At 43.4% G+C, this 17614-nt stretch carries 15 protein-coding genes; 7 read left to right on the forward strand and 8 right to left on the reverse strand.

Annotation, left to right across the window (positions count from 1 at the left end; all coding sequences use genetic code 11):
• The first annotated feature begins 8 nt into the window (after positions 1–8).
• The gene (locus ACW6NC_RS07995; protein WP_457865035.1) at positions 9–743 is read left to right on the forward strand and encodes a class I SAM-dependent methyltransferase; all 735 of its coding nucleotides are present in this window, start codon (positions 9–11) and stop codon (positions 741–743) included.
• 35 nt (positions 744–778) lie between these two features.
• Positions 779–1552 (forward strand): hypothetical protein, encoded by a 774-nt coding sequence (locus ACW6NC_RS08000; protein WP_457865036.1) that lies wholly within the window; start codon positions 779–781, stop codon positions 1550–1552.
• A 156-nt stretch (positions 1553–1708) separates the two neighbouring features.
• Here the strand turns inward: ACW6NC_RS08000 and recQ are convergent, their stop codons facing one another.
• On the reverse strand, positions 1709–3907 hold the full coding sequence (gene recQ / locus ACW6NC_RS08005; protein ID WP_457865037.1) for a DNA helicase RecQ: 2199 nt from the start codon (positions 3905–3907) through the stop codon (positions 1709–1711).
• Between the two features lie 82 nt (positions 3908–3989).
• Between recQ and ACW6NC_RS08010 the strand changes: the two genes are divergently transcribed.
• The 4 genes from ACW6NC_RS08010 to lptB are packed head-to-tail and all read left to right on the forward strand — an operon-like array spanning position 3990 to position 6917.
• Positions 3990–4955, forward strand: a complete 966-nt coding sequence (locus ACW6NC_RS08010; protein WP_457865038.1) for a KpsF/GutQ family sugar-phosphate isomerase — start codon at positions 3990–3992, stop codon at positions 4953–4955.
• On the forward strand, positions 4955–5794 hold the full coding sequence (tatC, locus tag ACW6NC_RS08015; protein WP_457865039.1) for a twin-arginine translocase subunit TatC: 840 nt from the start codon (positions 4955–4957) through the stop codon (positions 5792–5794). Before ACW6NC_RS08010 ends, tatC begins: the two co-directional genes overlap by 1 nt.
• Entirely contained in the window at positions 5784–6134 is a 351-nt protein-coding gene (locus ACW6NC_RS08020) for a carboxymuconolactone decarboxylase family protein (RefSeq protein ID WP_457865041.1), read from the forward strand. Before tatC ends, ACW6NC_RS08020 begins: the two co-directional genes overlap by 11 nt.
• A 42-nt stretch (positions 6135–6176) precedes the next feature.
• Positions 6177–6917 (forward strand): LPS export ABC transporter ATP-binding protein, encoded by a 741-nt coding sequence (gene lptB / locus ACW6NC_RS08025; RefSeq protein ID WP_457865043.1) that lies wholly within the window; start codon positions 6177–6179, stop codon positions 6915–6917.
• Positions 6918–6935: 18 nt separating this feature from the next.
• Here lptB and ACW6NC_RS08030 read toward each other — a convergent pair whose 3' ends face one another.
• Positions 6936–7694 (reverse strand): CDP-alcohol phosphatidyltransferase family protein, encoded by a 759-nt coding sequence (locus ACW6NC_RS08030; protein ID WP_457865045.1) that lies wholly within the window; start codon positions 7692–7694, stop codon positions 6936–6938.
• A gap of 147 nt (positions 7695–7841) precedes the next feature.
• Between ACW6NC_RS08030 and lnt the strand changes: the two genes are divergently transcribed.
• On the forward strand, positions 7842–9440 hold the full coding sequence (lnt, locus tag ACW6NC_RS08035) for an apolipoprotein N-acyltransferase (protein WP_457865046.1): 1599 nt from the start codon (positions 7842–7844) through the stop codon (positions 9438–9440).
• 179 nt (positions 9441–9619) lie between these two features.
• Here the strand turns inward: lnt and ACW6NC_RS08040 are convergent, their stop codons facing one another.
• The 6 genes from ACW6NC_RS08040 to ACW6NC_RS08065 form a co-directional block, all read right to left on the reverse strand.
• Positions 9620–12118, reverse strand: coding sequence for a hypothetical protein (locus tag ACW6NC_RS08040; protein WP_457865048.1), 2499 nt, complete (start codon positions 12116–12118; stop codon positions 9620–9622).
• An 81-nt stretch (positions 12119–12199) separates the two neighbouring features.
• Entirely contained in the window at positions 12200–12721 is a 522-nt protein-coding gene (locus ACW6NC_RS08045; RefSeq protein WP_457865050.1) for a DUF4402 domain-containing protein, read from the reverse strand.
• 4 nt (positions 12722–12725) lie between these two features.
• Positions 12726–15506 (reverse strand): T9SS type A sorting domain-containing protein, encoded by a 2781-nt coding sequence (locus ACW6NC_RS08050; RefSeq protein ID WP_457865051.1) that lies wholly within the window; start codon positions 15504–15506, stop codon positions 12726–12728.
• Positions 15507–15510: 4 nt separating this feature from the next.
• Positions 15511–16329 carry a fimbrial biogenesis chaperone gene (locus ACW6NC_RS08055; RefSeq protein WP_457865053.1) on the reverse strand — a complete coding sequence of 273 codons (819 nt, stop codon included), beginning with the start codon at positions 16327–16329 and terminating at the stop codon, positions 15511–15513.
• 84 nt (positions 16330–16413) lie between these two features.
• A complete protein-coding gene (locus tag ACW6NC_RS08060) occupies positions 16414–16908 on the reverse strand; it encodes a DUF4402 domain-containing protein (RefSeq protein ID WP_457865055.1) in 495 nt (164 codons plus the stop codon).
• 86 nt (positions 16909–16994) lie between these two features.
• Positions 16995–17477 (reverse strand): DUF4402 domain-containing protein, encoded by a 483-nt coding sequence (locus ACW6NC_RS08065; protein WP_457865057.1) that lies wholly within the window; start codon positions 17475–17477, stop codon positions 16995–16997.
• Positions 17478–17614: the final 137 nt, after the last annotated feature.

The following is a 17614-nucleotide window of genomic DNA, read 5'->3' on the forward strand; positions in this document are numbered from 1 at the left end:
GCAAAGATATGAATAACAATACTCCAGATAAAGATATCTTCGGAAAAGCGATCTCCGCTTTTTATCACCATAAGGATGAGACGCCTATCCATGTGCATTCCCCCGATTTCGATGATGATATTATTCCCGTGCCTTATTTATTCAGAAGTTTTTCGCAAATGCCTGCCCTGGAGCAAACAGCCCTGAGGTTGTGTTCCGGGTCTGTGCTCGATGTGGGCTGTGGAGCCGGGAGCCACGGTCTCTATCTTCAGGAAGAAAAGAAATTAGAAGTTACCGGCATAGATACCTCTGGGGGAGCCATAGCGATCGCTCGTCTGCGGGGGCTAAGAGATGCCCGTCAGATTGATTTCTTCAAGCTGGGTGATGAAAAGTTCGATACCATATTAATGTTGATGAACGGCAGCGGAATTATAGGCAAACTTGCCAACCTGGATGCTTTCTTTTCCCAGGCTAGAAACCTTCTGGCTGACGGCGGTAAAATCCTACTGGATTCCTCAGACCTTAGTTTCCTCTTTGACCAGGATGAGGATGGAGGAATATGGGTAAACCCCGAGGAAGGATATTACGGGGAAATCCAGTTTGAATTAAGCTATAAAGGTGAAAAGGGCCGCTGGTTTAACTGGCTGTACATCGATTTCAACTCCCTGGAACTGGCTGCCGAGAAAAACAATTTCACCTGTAAGCTGATAAAAAAAGGAGCACACTATGATTATTTAGCCGAATTGAAGCCCAAAATGTATTAAATTTCTATTTTTACCATTATTTCAAACTCCTTCAAATGCTTAAAACAAATCACTTAGCTTTACTTCTATCTTTACTGCTGGTGTTATCTTCCTGTACCTCTGATAATTCAGAGGATGAAAACAAGATCAATAAATCGGCTAATCTGCAGGGACTTGGAGATTCTGCCAATGATTTACTTAGTGACCAGCAGTATACCTCAATGAATATTGAAATCGCCTACGTGGAGGGTTATGCTCCCACACAGGAAGCCATTGCAGCATTTAAGGGTTTTCTTCAGGACAGGGTATACAAACCAGATGGCATTCAAATAAGTATGAGGGCTGTGCAATCCTCCGGGAAGGCGCCATTTGATATCGAAGAAATCGCCGATATAGAAAAAGATATCCGTAGCGTTTATAATGTAGGGGACGAGATTGCCGTATTTATATATTTTGCCGATGGAAGCAGCGAAAAAGACGAGGATAATCGTTTTGTCCTGGGGTCTGCCTTCAGGAATACTTCCATGGTGATCTACGGGGGAACCATAAAGGATTTTGCCAACCGGCCCAATTCACCTTCTAAAGCCAATATCGAAGCGGCCACCCTGAATCATGAATTCGGGCATCTATTCGGACTTGTGGATTTGGGCACTGAGCCACAATCTGCTCATAAGGATGAAGACTTTGCCGGGCATTGCAATGTTTCAGGCTGTCTGATGCAAGCCTCCATCGAGTTTGGCGGCGGAATCGTTGATGTGATCGATAGCGGAAACATTCCCAGCCTTGATGATCAATGTATTTTTGACTTGCAGAATAACGGCGGTAAGTAAATTCCCCAGCCGGGTTAATACCGATACTCACTAGGCGTGCCATACAAAAGGAATTCATTCTCCGCCTTCTGGTTACTCCTTATTATAAGGCTAAAAAAAGCCCGGGGAAGCCATGAATGAAGATTGAATCATAGCTCCCAGGTATCATAATGATGGCTAATTGGCCACCTCACTGATGAATTTTATCCGGTAAAGGCGTAGTTCCTCATCATCATACTCTCCTTCAAATTCCTCTATGGCAGCATCTATATTGTCCGATTCAGCCTCGATGAAATATTCATGTAGTTCCTCCTGCTGATCTTCATCCAGGATATCATCTACCCAGTAATCGATATTGAGTTTGGTACCGCTATAAACGATGGCTTCCATCTCCTTGATAAATTCCGGCATTTCCATCCCCTTAGCGGAGGCAATATCATCAAGAGGCAATTTCCGGTCCACGCTCTGAATGATGTAAAGCTTAAGTGCGGAATTGGCACCGGTTGATTTAACGACCAGGTCATCCGGTCTGATAATATCATTATCCTCCACATACCTGCCGATGAGATCCACGAATTCTTTTCCGTATTTTTTAGCCTTGCCTTCCCCGACACCATAAATATTATTAAGCTCTTCCATGGTGATCGGATATTTCAAGGCCATATCCTCAAGAGAAGGATCCTGAAAGACAACAAAAGGAGGAACTTCCCTTTTCTTGGCTACTTTCTTGCGGAGTTCCTTAAGCATTTTCACCAGGGTTTTATCCACCCCGCCGCCTGCCGTTTGGGCATTGACCGTCACGCTTTCCGTGGTACTGTCAAAAATATGGTCTTCGGTCATCATAAAGGACTGTGGATCTTCCAGGTATTTTCGGCCTTTATCGGTAAGTTTAATCACGCCGTAAGTCTCGATATCTTTCTTTAGATAACCCGAAACCAATACCTGCCTTATAAGGGCCATCCAATATTTTCCATCCCTGTTTTTGCCCTTCCCAAAAAGCGGATGTTCATTGGTTCTATGCGATAGGATTACCGCATTGGATTTCCCGATAAGGGTCTTAACCACTTCCTTGGCCTTGTATAGTTCTTTGGTCTCTTTTATCGTTTTGAGTAGGAGTTCCACCTCTTCCTTAGCTTCGTGCTTTTTCTTGGGATGCCTAACGTTATCATCCATGGAAGCCCCTTCCCCGGTTTCCTGGTCGAAAGCTTCCCCGAAATAATGGAGGATGAATTTCCGACGTGACACCGAAGTCTCGGCATAGGCCACGACTTCCTGTAAAAGCGCATGTCCAATTTCCTGTTCGGCCACCGGTTTACCACTCATGAATTTTTCCAGCTTCTCAATGTCCTTATAGGAATAAAAAGCAAGACAATGTCCTTCACCACCATCACGACCAGCCCTACCGGTTTCCTGGTAATAACTTTCTATACTCTTGGGGATATCATGGTGGATCACAAAACGCACATCGGGTTTGTCAATTCCCATTCCGAAAGCGATAGTGGCTACCACCACATCAATATCCTCCATCAGGAACATGTCCTGATGCTTGGAACGGGTCTTGGCATCAAGCCCGGCATGATAAGGCACGGCTTTTATCCCGTTGACCTGAAGGGTCTGGGCCAGTTCTTCCACCTTTTTTCGACTCAGACAATAAATGATCCCCGATTTGCCTTCGTTTTGTTTGACAAAACGAATAATATCGGCATCGACATTTTTTGTCTTTGGTCGTACTTCGTAATACAGGTTAGGCCTGTTGAAACTCGCCTTAAAGGTTTTAGCATCAGGTATCCCCAGGTTTTTTAAAATATCTTCCTGAACCTTCGGAGTTGCGGTAGCTGTAAGGGCAATGATAGGAATGTTATCTCCTATTCTTTTAATAATTTGCCTGAGATTCCGGTATTCCGGTCTGAAATCATGGCCCCACTCACTGATACAGTGTGCTTCATCAATGGCCATAAAAGAGATTTTCTGCCTTTTAAGAAAATCAACATGATCTTCTTTGGTAAGCGATTCGGGAGCTACATATAGTAATTTAGTCACCCCATTCGAGATATCCTCTTTTACCTGCCTGACTTCTGTTTTGTTCAGGGAGGAATTAAGGACATGGGCCACGCCATGTTGCGAGGAAATTCCACGAATAGCATCTACCTGGTTTTTCATTAAAGCGATAAGGGGCGAAACCACAATTGCCGTTCCTTCTTCAATCAACGCAGGGAGTTGGTAACATAGGGATTTCCCTCCTCCGGTAGGCATTACCACAAAGGTATTGTTTCCTTTCACAATACTGGTAATCACCTCTTCCTGAAGCCCTTTGAATTGGCTAAATCCAAAGTACTTCTTTAGCTGTTGGTGTAAATCAATTTCCTTCAAACTCATTCAATTGTGTTACAATTTTACATACATTTGCAAACTAAAGATACATATTTCTTTAAACCCACAATTCATAATTTTATCTAATTTGAAACTCCAGGAAAAAATTCTTATTGCTGCCCGAGAAACCATTTCCATTGAAGCCAAAGCGATTGCAAATTTAGAACATCTTATTGATAATGAGTTCGTTCAAGCGGTAGAAAAAATTTATCATTCTAAAGGAAGAGTGGTGGTTACAGGAATAGGAAAAAGCGCCATAATTGCCAATAAGATCGTAGCTACCTTAAATTCCACCGGTACCCCTGCTATTTTTATGCACGCGGCCGACGCGATTCACGGAGATTTGGGAAATATTCAGAAGGACGATGTGGTGATTTGTATCTCCAAGAGCGGGAACAGCCCCGAGATCAAGGTTCTTGTTCCTTATATTAAAGACTTTAAAAATCCCCTTATAGGAATTACTGCGGATAAAAACTCATTTCTGGGCCAGGAAGCAGATTTTTTCCTGAACTCCTATGTAGAAAAGGAAGCCTGCCCAAACAACCTCGCCCCTACCACAAGTACAACGGCGCAAATGGTCCTGGGTGATGCCCTGGCCATTGCCCTGGTTAACTTAAAGGGTTTTTCACGAAAAGACTTTGCCAAATATCACCCAGGGGGATCCCTTGGTAAGAAACTCTATCTCAGGGTAAGTGATATCACTGCCCAGAACCAGAAACCGGCGGTATCTCCCGATACTTCCGTAACCGATGCTATCATCGAAATTTCTGAAAAAATGCTAGGTGTAACTGCAGTGCTGGAAAGCGATAAGATCATTGGTATAATTACCGATGGCGATATAAGGCGAATGCTGAAAAAAAACACCGAGTTTCAAAAGCTTACCGCAAGGGATATAATGAGTCTCAACCCAAAAACAATCAATCAGGATACCCTCGCAGTGGATGCCCTGGATATGTTGGAAGAAAACAAAATCTCCCAGCTCCTGGCAGTAGAAAACGGGAAATACTCAGGGGTTGTCCATATTCATAATTTAATTAGAGAAGGTATTTTATAATGAAGCAAATAGGTACTCCCCAGGAAGAAATGTCATTCCTTGATCATTTAGAAGACCTGCGATGGCATCTTATACGTGCTACTCTTGCGGTAGTCATTGCAGGAAGTTTAGCCTTTCTGGCCAAAGGATTTATTTTTGATGTGCTGCTATTCGGCCCCAGTAAAGGGAGTTTCTTTTCCTACGATATCCTTTGCCGTATCTCCACGGCTATAGGAATTGACGGGGGGTTTTGTTTTGACGAGATGCCTTTCCGGATTCAAAGTAGAACCATGGGCGGGCAGTTCTCTGCCCACGTTTGGACTTCAATTACTGCCGGGTTTATCATAGCTTTCCCGTATGTGATTTATGAATTCTGGAAATTTGTGGCCCCTGCCATGCATAATAATGAACGCCGGTACGCCAAAGGATTTATCTTTATTTCCTCCCTGTTATTCTTTACCGGTGTGATCTTTGGATATTACGTGGTCACCCCACTTTCCATTAATTTCCTGGGGAAATACCAGGTAAGTGAAACGGTTTTTAATGATTTTGACCTGAGCAGTTATATTGGCCTGGTAAGAGCCTCTGTGTTGGCAAGCGGACTTATTTTTGAATTACCCATTCTGATCTATTTTCTTACCCGAATCGGGATTGTAACGCCCGATTTCCTAAAGAAATACAGAAAATACGCATTGGTGCTGGTACTTATCCTTTCTGCCATAATCACCCCTCCGGATATTGTGAGCCAGATTATTGTCGCCATTCCAGTGCTCTTACTCTATGAAGTGAGTATCATCATCTCTAAGGTGATCTATAAACAGGAACAACGAAAATTAAAAAACCAAGGCTATGAGCAATAAAGTTGAAGAATTTAATGAGTATCGTGCTCAGATGAATGATAAGATCCTCAATGAAAATAACAAGGTTTTAAAAAGGATCTTCAATCTTGATACCAATGCCTTCACCGAAGGCGCCCTTGATAAAAAAACAAAGGAACTTCTAGGCCTGGTGGCTTCCCTGGTGCTAAGATGTGACGATTGTGTAAAATATCACCTGGAAAGCAGCCATAAAGCCAATTTAAACCGCGAGGAAGTTATGGAAACCCTCAGTATCGGTACCCTTGTGGGAGGAACGATCGTGATACCTCACCTTCGCAGGGCATTTGAATACTGGGAAGAACTTGAAAAAGTCAAAGAATAAGGCTGGTATAATTAATGTAACTTAGAGCATTAAATTTACAGGATGAAATTACGCGCTGAAGACTTAGTAAAGAAATATAAAGGAAAAGCAGTTGTAAAGGGTATTTCCATCGAGGTAAACCAGGGGGAGATCGTGGGGCTCTTGGGTCCCAATGGTGCCGGAAAAACAACCTCTTTCTATATGATCGTGGGTCTTATTAAGCCCAATAGCGGCAGGATCTTTCTCGACAGTGCGGAAATCACCAAATACCCCATGTATAAACGGGCCCAGCACGGGATAGGTTACCTGGCCCAGGAAGCTTCGGTCTTCAGGAAATTAAGTATCGAGGATAATATTATGAGCGTGCTGGAACTCACCGATCTCTCAAAAAAAGAACGACACCTTAAGATGGAGTCCCTCATTGAGGAATTTGGGTTAAATCACATCAGGAAAAACCGGGGGGACCTACTAAGCGGGGGAGAACGTCGTCGTACCGAGATTGCGCGTGCCCTGGCTACCAATCCGAAATTCATCCTGCTCGATGAACCTTTTGCGGGGGTTGACCCTGTCGCCGTAGAAGACATTCAGCGTATTGTGGCCCAGTTAAAGAATAAGAACATCGGTATCCTCATCACGGATCATAACGTCCAGGAGACTCTTGCTATTACCGATCGCACCTACCTTATGTTCGAAGGAAGTATCCTCAAACACGGGGAACCTGAAGAACTCGCCGAGGATGAGATGGTAAGAAAGGTCTACCTTGGAAAGAATTTTGAACTCCGAAAGAAAAAGATCTTCGATTAGCCTTTTTAGAGTTTTAGTTTACACCTCTTCCTTTTCCGGTACCAGAACCGAAAGTATAACGTAGCTCACAATAATAAGAGGAATGGCAATAAACTGAAAAATTAGGATTAATGCCAGGGACCCCAAGAGGAAAAAATATCGCAGCTTATTATTGGCAAAAGACCAGTCACTGAATTTAAGTGCAAAGAGTTTGATCTCTGCATTAAGCAGATAACAGCTTAGCAAAGTTAGCCCAATCAGGAACCACTCATTGAGCAACAGGGAAGTGATCATCTCCCCGGGCTGGAAAGTTAGAATTAACGGTAAGCTTAGTATCAACATGGCGTTGGCCGGGGTAGGAAGTCCTATAAAAGAATCCGTCTGGCGATCATCTACATTGAATTTGGCCAGCCTGAAAGCCGAAGCCAGGGTAATAAACAACCCTATAAAGGCTAAGGTATTAAAATTCCATTCCCACCAGGTCCCCTGGATACTCCACTGGGTTGTGGAGGCTGCCTGGGGATTCGGAAGTGCCTTACTGAGCATCTGGTACATTACAATTCCGGGTACTACCCCACTGGTAACCACATCGGCCAATGAATCCAGTTGCAGTCCAACTTCGCTTTTCACATCCAGGGCTCTTGCCGCCAGGCCATCAAAAAAATCAAAGAAAACTCCCGCGGCCACCAGCACAGCCGCCATAATTAAATTTCCCTGCACGGCAAATATTACGGCGATGGTCCCACTAAGGAGGTTGAGATGAGTAATAAAGTTTGGAACGTATCTTTTGATGGTCATTGGTGTAGTTTTTGGTAAAAATACTAAAGTTAAATTTAGAAGATTAGAAGTCCTTAAAATTTTCAAAAACGAGGATTAACAGCTTTTTTCATTAGGCTGGCTCGAAAACAAGTCTCAGTTTCCTATTTTTGAAAAGAATAACAACATATGAAGAATTTTTTATACGCCCTTTTCTCTGGAATTTTACTTGCCCTGGCCTGGCCTACTTATGGTTTTCCCCTGTTGCTGTTTTTCGCCTTTGCTCCCTTGCTCTACGGCGAGTTTAAACTAAGGAATTTTTCCAAAAGCCATACCGGTTGGAAGGTATTTGCCCTGGCTTACCTTAGTTTTTTCACCTGGAATTTAATCACCACCTATTGGATCTATTTCAGTACCGCTTTTGGAGGAGCTTTTGCCATCCTGGTGAATTCCCTGCTTATGGCCCTGGTATTTATGCTCTACCATATAGTAGCAAAACGCACCGGCTTTGGGGCGGCGGCTACTTTCCTGGTCAGCATCTGGATGGTTTTTGAAAAACTCCATCTGGAATGGGAGTTTTCATGGCCCTGGCTTAACCTGGGCAATGCCTTTTCGGAGTATCATAACTGGGTGCAATGGTATGAATACACCGGTACCTTTGGTGGGACTCTTTGGGTTTGGCTGGTAAACATCGCCGTTTTCAAAGCGGTAATTCTTTACCGGGAATACAGGGATAAGGCCGTCATCTATCGTGGAATATTTAAAAGTGCCCTCCTCATTTTAATCCCTCTGGGTCTTTCCTGGATCATTTTGTCCAATTATGAGGCTGAAGGGGAAAAGCTCGAGGTAGTGATTCTGCAACCCAACATCGACCCCTATACCGAAAAATATAACATCAATGATACTCGTATCGGGCAACTTCTGCTGGATTTAGCCGAAGAAAAGACCACGGAAAATACCAGGCTCCTTGTGGCTCCTGAGACGGTTTTTGCCGATGGTACCGTGCTTCCGAATTTTGAGGAATCAGAAGCAGCTTTTTTTAGCAGGCAGCTTTTGAACAGGTATCCAAACATCAATTTTTTAAGCGGGATATCCTTCTATGAACGCTTCAATGACCCCTCCAGGGTCAGGGAACAAAGCAATCAGCTTGGTCCTAATGACTGGTATGACGATTATAATTCGGCATATATGATGAACAGTACGGACTCTACCCAGCTTTATCATAAATCCAAATTGGTAGTTGGGGTCGAGAACTTCCCCTACCAGGACATCCTTAAACCCATCCTGGGAGATATTATGATTGATCTGGGCGGCACCGTGGCCATGAAAACCACCCAGGAAGAACGTTCGGTCTTCGAAATGGAAAACGGGAAAGCTGCGGCAGCAGCACCGATTATATGCTACGAATCAGTTTATGGGGATTATGTTACCGGTTATATCAGAAACGGTGCGGGTTTTCTTAGCATCATCACCAATGACGCCTGGTGGGGCAATACCCAGGGGCATAAACAACATTTGAGTTATGCCAAATTAAGAGCCATAGAAACCCGAAAAGATATAGTGAGAAGCGCCAACACAGGGATCTCGGCCTTTATAGATCAAAAAGGAAATATTGTAAAAAGCCTGGGGTACGAAAAACAAGGTAGTATTAAATCGGAGATCCTGGTCAACAATAAAGAGACCTTCTATGTGCAGTATGGGGATTACCTGGCCCGGGTAGCACAGTTTTTGGCCTTGTTCATATTCTTATTCGCCATGGTAAAATACCGGAGAAGCAGACCCTCATAAAAAAACTGGTCTGCAAGCATGGTTCTTGAAGGAGGCTAAAGATGTAAATTCCAAAGCCACTCACCAATAGTGCAATGGACTTTCAGAAAGGGAAGGGTTTGAGCCTGGAGCCTTCAAGAAGCACACCACCTTACAGGGCGCTTGCAACCGGTTAGTCCATCAAGACTTAACCAGCGAGCCTATTGCTTTTTTAGAACAAATTCCAAGGTATCCACAATATCTCCATATTCATCCACCTCTATTTCAAATTCAATAGCTTCCGGAACGGAAACATACCCCAGTTTTTCCAGTTGCGCCTGATCAATTTCTGCGGTGTACTGGCCTGGTTTTAGCCCGAGATAAGTGAAATATCCATCACCTTCACTGAGAATTCTGGCAGCTTTATTTCCTTGTGCATCCAATATATTGATCACAATCCTGCCCTGTCCTCTAAGACCATCGTCTTCCATATAGACCATTCCACTGACTTCCCCCATGACTTCAACGGGCACATGAATTTCCTGGAAGTGATTAGGCAAGGTATGCACCTTAATTTTTGGATTAGGGATCTTCCAGGCGATATTATCTAAACTTACCGGATCTATTTCAAGGACCATATCCAGATAAGGCTGTAAGTCACGAATCCTAAGGATGGTTTCATCTTCATGATAGCTCAGTCTTCCGGTTCGGTTCTTTAACTCCATTCCCGGAACTCCTGGTTCCATAGGGTCTCGCACCCCATTCCCATTAAAATCCAGAAATGGAATAATAGTTAACCCGGCTTTAGACATGGCACTGCGGTTACTGGTCAGGATTTGACCGGTATTGTCATCAAGCATCATACTTCCCCTTGCGGATTGCACAAAAGAGGAATTACGGTTTCCTATCCTTGAGGTAATAGAGGTTTGTGCAAAATTTAGCGCGTACCGGAACCCGACTTCAAAAATATGGGCGTCCCGCAGGAAGTTGTTTTCGTAAGCAAGATTCAGAAAACCACGTTCAAAGATGGGCCGTTCCAATTCCAGGATCAGATTATTGAACTGCGATCTGCTGTAATCATATTGCACCTGCGGTGAGAACAAGAAACGTTTTGGCAATCTGTAGGTTTGTGAAAGCGAGCTGTAAATCGTTGGCTGCTTTACCCTGTCGTTATAAATACCATAGGTGGTAAAATTGGTACTGACCCCAAACACAGCTCCCGAAAGCAGCATTTGTGCTGTCGTGAACTCGGTTGTCGGCATGATGATCTGGTTGAGGCTAAACCTCCCGAACATCGAGAAATTATTCCCCCTGATTGGCGTGGATAAACTTATTTTTCTCTCTTCCAGGTAGTTGAAATTTATTGCCGTCTGGTTCTGATCATATTTGATGTAATTCAGATCAACCTGCAAGTTTTTTGGTGAGCGATAACTCAGTAAGCCTTCTCCTTTTACCCCGTACATATATTCCCCGGAGAACAATAATCCGGAAGCTATCCGTACTGAGGAATTCACAAAAGGCATCACTTCACCACTGGTCACTTCAGAAAGGTACTCCACACCACCCCCGATGGTAATAGCATTGCTTAACCCGTAATTGAGATTAAACCGGGAAAAACGTTGCCACTGTTCATTCTCTACCACTCCAGCACTAAGGGTATATTCCACTTCATTCTTCGGAACAAAATTATAAGGGATATTGATTACCCGCTCCTCTACCCTTTCCTCCCCCCAGGGGCCGTAAAAGCGAAGACTCACGGCAGTATTTCCATACATCAACGGGACTTCAAAGGAATAAAACCCAGAGGCATCTGCCTGGGTAAAATCTATCAGTACATTATTCACGTAGAGTTCCACCGTCCAGCGTGGGTCGGTATAATCATTCAAAAGGTAAGTACCAAAAGACCGGCGGTTTTGCATAGGGCTGTTACTGACCTGTACCCCGCTTACCGGTGCAAATAACGAAGAGGTGGCACGTGCAAAAATCCGACCTACGCTCACCTGTTTGAACAGCTTGCTCTCATTGTTCACATAGCGCCACTGGTAAAACTGGTTGCGGGAATTAAAAGGTACCCTGGAAGAATAATTCAGCATTAAATTAGTCTCTCCTCCAAGGAACATGGTGCCCAGACCCAGGCTCAGTCTGTTGTCGTTCTCAAAGTCGGTTTGCTGGGTGGTCACCACCCCCCAATCCAGGGTTCCGGGTTTAAAAAAAGGATATCTTCTGGCAATAGTGGTATCGGGTTTGACTTCGCCCCGAACACGGTTGAGATTCTCCCTCATTTTCTTTAACCGCATTTCCTTGATCACCGGTAATTCTAATTCGGTGTCGAGATCAACGGAAAGACTCCTAAAAGAAAACTGGGTATCAAGTCCGAAAATATCTCCAAAGTAATTCGACTTGAGATAAGTGCCTATTGGAGTTTCGATGAAATCTGAAGCTGGAAGGTCAAACTCCTCACCTTTAAACAGAATATAGTTTTCCTGGAAATTCATCCTGTATGTGGAATCCGGGTGGACTATAAAACCTGTGATCCCATCAGAAGTTTCTTCATTCTTTATCTTCAGAAAATCAAATAATTCCTGAACTGGTAAATAGGCATCTTGACCTTTTATAGCAATAGGGATATCGATGGTGCCGAGTCTTGGTACAGTCATTTCGACACTGAGCTCATCATATTCGGGAAAAGTTTCTTGCGCGCTTACTGATAAGGAGCACAAAAGAAAAAATAAAATTAGAAGATGGAATCGTTTAGGTTTTGGAGGAAAATTCGAAGTAATTCTATTCATCGATAATGGAGCTTACTGATGGATAAAATTTAAAGTGAAAGTACCGTTATAAGTTCCCGGAAGGCTCCCTGAATTATCAGCAGGAATTTGCAACGTGCCCCCTACAAAGACCTCATTAGGGCTCTCGGCATCGGGTGCCGTGGTCACAAAAGTACGCCGGCCAGTACTAAAGCTATTGATATAAAGATAAATTTGGGCTCCTGTGCCTTGATTCTCCAGAATATAGGGACTCGTGTCCTGAATATAAATAATTGTTCCGGGATTGGCATATACATCAAATAATGCAGCCGAAGCCTCCATGCCAAAATTAAGCTCAAAGATATCCCCGTTGACCGTCCGCAGGTTATCGTAACTAACGGTAACATTCCCTCCTGCCGCACCGGCCACAAAAGAACCAAAATTAAGATTCCGGGCGGTACGGACTTCCACACTGATGGGAACTGGTGGATTCTCCTGAGCGCTAAGCTGCTGGAAAAGACCAGCACCTAATACCCAAATGATAAATCCGATTTGTCTGAGCCCATTTTTTACCATAGTCCTATTTCCTGATTAATACTTTCTTGGTATATCGCTTCCCATCTTTCTCCAGGGTCACGAAATATACCCCGGAGCTGCTTATTCCTTCAAAATTTACCTGTTCTTTTCCTCGACCTGCTTTGGTCTCCAGGACCTGGCCAGTTACCGAATTCACTCTCAAAAGACCCTCCTCTTGCTCATCAAGGTTGAGATCCACCTCCATATTTCCATCCCGGCTAAACACACTAAAAAATTCATTCCCGAATTCTGTCTCTGTCAAAATGGGTTGGTGGCTAAAAAGCACTTCAAACCTATTATTGATTTCGCCTTTCTCTACTTCAAAACTGTAAAACTGTTTCCGCAAATCAACGATGTTGTTTGTTTTATTGTCCCTAAGAAAAACAGCAAAATCAAAAGGCAGATTTTCCAGGTCCCCGAGTTCAATCCTGATAGTACCCCCTTTATTAGTCTTTAGTCCAAGAGGTAGGATTTCTTTCTTCTCTTCCGAAAATGCCAATGCATTTATAGAAAGCTTCTTTTTGTCTGGAGTCAGAATATATAGGTTAGGAACATTCACATCGGTATTCATTAGCTTATGAGCATCCAGCCTGCTATCATAACGTTGGCTGGCCTGATTTTCAAAATAAATCAGGGTTCCGTCCTTACTTGGCGCTTCTTTAAAAGAAGCATAAAGTCTTATTAACGATTTTGGAGCCGGTTCCTGCTTGCGATAAAATGCCTGACTAAAATTATTTACCCTGGCAGCATTGCTGATTCCCAATGTTCCATTAACGGGGTAACTGCCTGTGTCAGAATCACTCACCTTTACAAAGAAGCCCTGCATTGCCGGAATGACCCCCGTGGCATTCCCTCCGTTTTGGGCAAGGCCGTTGACATAAGATTCATAGGTGCCAGTATATCGATTCCCACTGCCGGCGGTAAAAAAATGTATCTGGTCATCGATATTTACCTTGTTCCAACCTGCAGCATCCCAATCTATAGGAGAAGGATACGGGTTTCCTACCAGGTGGAAACCTTTGGTATACGAACCATTATTATTTTTTAAGTCAACACTATAATCACCATTATTCACTTCTCCTGTCAAAGAAACCGTCAGGGCATTTGTTGCGGCCCCAAAATTAAGGGCATAACCCTCCATAATATTCAGCGCGTTTTCAGGGATGAAATAGGGTTCCCAACCTGTGGCATCCAGATCCAGACTGTCTATCCTTCGGTTTTCATCATAGCGGTAAAAATTAGGAAAGGCTTCGGTCAAATTAATATCAGTAAAATCACCTACTTTTGAGGCTTTAAAGGGAGAAGAGAAATATTTATAACCGAATGCATTGTCAAGATAACGTTGCATGGTAACATTCCCCAGGACCTCACCAGTCCCGGAACCGTCAATAAGGGCGGTTTGACTGGCATCGGAAATTAGGCTTAATTGGTTCCCGGTATCAAAATTCCCCGAAGCAACCCTGAGCATTCCTGTAAGTTCTATTAAGGCTTCTGAGGTAACCCCAGAAGGATTATCAATCTGCAAATTTTGAATTCGGTTATTTACAAACGCGGCTCCAGGGATTGTTTGAGGGAGTTCACCCTCAAAGGAAACACTCCCGGTTTCTACATTCAAATTCTGAGAATTCACAAGGCTACCGGCAATTCTAAGCCAGTTATTATCTACCAGCACTGAAGCTCCTGATTCTATAGTAAGATCATTCGATAAGGCATTTGCGCCAGCATTAATTACCGGGTACCGTTGAAGGCCAGCAGGGATAAGCACATCGGTTTGCAAATCAGGAATTCGCTTACAACTCCAGTTTTCTACGTTATTCCAGTCGGTGTCAATTGCCCCCGTCCATACTCCAGGCTGTTGCACCTCAAGGCTCACATTTCGGGAAATAGATATTTTACAGCTAGAATTAGCCGGATCGGTTGGTTTTACAATAAGTCGGTAAAGGTTGCCGCTATCCGCAAGTGAAGTATTTTCCAGAGAATAAGAAGGAGCGTTCATGCCTACATTAGTCCAGTCGGCTTCCCCAATTTTTTCCTGCCACTGGTAATTTACTGGTGTATCAATGATGGGAGACACACTGAAGCTTGCCGTTTCTCCCTGACACACGCTTTGGGAAGAAATATCGCTCAGGTCAAAGCAGTTCATCAAATCCACCAGTTCATCTGGAAAATCCTCCTGATTATCTTCATAATCAGCGGTAGAACCATAGTCACAGTTTGTATCAATATTCGGAGTTCCAGTATAATCCTGGCCCCCGGTACAATCAAAGGTATCAGGCCAGCCATTTCCATCTAAACCCTCAAAAATATATATTTTGGCCTCTTGGATATCTAAAAAGGTGTGATTGGCACTCCCATTGGCAATGAACTGGCCATAGATGACCAGATAACTCTCCAGGGAAAGACTCACCTGGTTATTCACCTCAAAATCTCCATAAATTATTACCGCCGAGTTATCCCCCATATTGAACCCCAGGGAATTATTGGTCATCGTAACATTCCCTTGAACAACCAGGGTACCCTGCACATCCAGGTAGGCATCCTTTCCAATTACTAAAGAATTAATGGTAACAGTTTGACCTTCGGGAATCGTGACGGTACCGTTTTCCAGGGTCACATCGCTAGTTTCATCCGGTAAACCCGGTTGAGACCAGGAAACATCATTCCAATTTCCTGTCCCTGATGAATCCCAATCATTCTGTGAAAAGGCTAATTGGGTAAGAAAAACCCCCATCACCAGTAAGGTGATTTTAAAAAGCTTAAAAAACCGGGGGGAGTTTATTATCATTACACTATTCTAAAGATTTCTCTTCGTTTGCCAGTACTCGGCCTTCTTCTTCCCAATATTTTATTCTGAGTTTGCCTTTTCCAAGATCGACCTTCTCGGCATCTCTTAGCTGAAATGAAAAATCTCGGACCGAATTAGGAGTGTACACCGAAATTCCTTTAACCACGCCAACTTCTGTTTCAATACCATTGGTTGATATATGGGTCACCGTTAAGTTTCCGTACACGGACATATTCCCAGTGCGCTTTATTTGCAGGCTAAGTTTTGGTTGTTCCGCCTGAGTATCAAGTTGGATGTTCTCCAGACTTATTTGGGTAGTATTCTCCCCTTCACGGATAATAATAGGTATACTGATCCCGAAAACAGTTTTGATATTTATTGAGATTCCTTCGCTCTCTTCTTCGGTATCTTCACCAAGGGCAGTTTGTTCCTCCACGGCTCTGAAATACATATGCGAGCGGTACTCGCCCTCTTCCAGGTTTCCGGTGCGAGTTAACTGCACCCTGATGGTTTGTGCTTCATTCGGGGCTAGCCTTACTCTTCGCGGGAAATATCTAAGGAAATCCGTCGCAAACCGCTGGCCTGCTTCGGGTTTTTCCACCTGTTCGAAATTGCCTTCCTGGGTCATCTTATAATTCACAAAAGAGATCGCATACACCGCTGTATCGGAGCCAGTATTGGCCAGATCAATCTCCTGGGAACGCTGCGAACCATCAAAAACCAGGCGTTTAGGCATGATCATAAGGTCTCCCTGAGCGTGAGTGAATCCTGAAAAAATTAAAATAAATAAAAAGAGTAAGGGACTAAGTAGTTTCTTTCTCATATCCTTGGGGCTGCATTATTAATTGTACTTCAGATTTCAAAGGTACTTATTTTAAGCAGAATATGTTAACGAAAGCTTAAGGTTTCAATTATAAGACACTGTTACATTGAAGCCCGCTTCATTGGTATAATACCCGGCAGGCTGATTGGCTTCCAGGTTAAGGGTTGCTCCTATCTTCAGTACATCACTGTTTTCCCCTGGTAGTCTCTCTACACTAAACTGATCGATCACCAGGATCTGGTTGGGATTTTCCTGATGATACAGACTAAAAGAGGTCGGCAGGGTAATCGCATAATTATTGTTTCCATGAGTTACTACCGCTTCAGCAGGAGCGACATTCCCTGGAATCGAACTTGAAATCTCCACCCCATAGGCAACCCTTGAACCGTCAGGTGAAAGTATCACACTTCCAGGGTTATAAGCAGAGATAATATTCCCAAAATCAAGGTCAACGCTTTTGACTATCTGAATAGGATCTATCACAGTTGCCCTGCTCTCAACCGTGGCCGAAGCCGAAGCCTGGGCCTGGCAGAATTGCTGGGCTGATAGCGTAATAAAAAGAAAAAGAAGCTTTTTCATTTTTATTTTTTAGTTGGTATTTAGTCGTTATAAGCAAAAAACGCCGCCATAGGGGCGGCGTTTCTTATATATTTAAATAAGTTTTATTATTCATAAGTTACAGTAACATCGAATGATCCTGTATATTCACCGGTAGGCTGACTTGCTGCTACATTCAAGGTGGCACCTACACCTACTGCTTGAATTCCTCCTGTACCTACAAGGTTTCCTGCAGCGTTATGATCAAAAGTATCTACCGTAATGTTATCAGTACCATTAGAAAGGTTTACTGTTCCTGGTAATGCTATAGTATAACTAAAACCTTGGGCAGCAGTGACATCGAAAGAAGCTGCTGACGGAGAAGTTGTTCCTATTTGGCTTAATGTGGATGTACTAAAATCACCGTTTGGAGCCACAACCACTGTACCAGCGGTATTATTTGCTACCTTACCAAAATTTAAATTTTGTTCAGCAGAAATTTGTATAGGACTAACGATTTCAGCTGCAGCATTCGCTGTTGCTGTAGCATCTTCTTGAGCAAAAACAGTTCCTGAAATAAGTGCAAGTAGGATAAAAGTAACTTTTTTCATGTTGTCTATATTTTATTTGATTTGGGTTCAAATGATTTAACGGTGCAAAGATGGGGGAAAACCCCTATTGCCATCTAATTTTTTCGATAAGACAAATAAATACTCGTTGAAATACACTTTTACCTAAAAATCACTAA

The organism is Salegentibacter profundi (assembly GCF_054121475.1).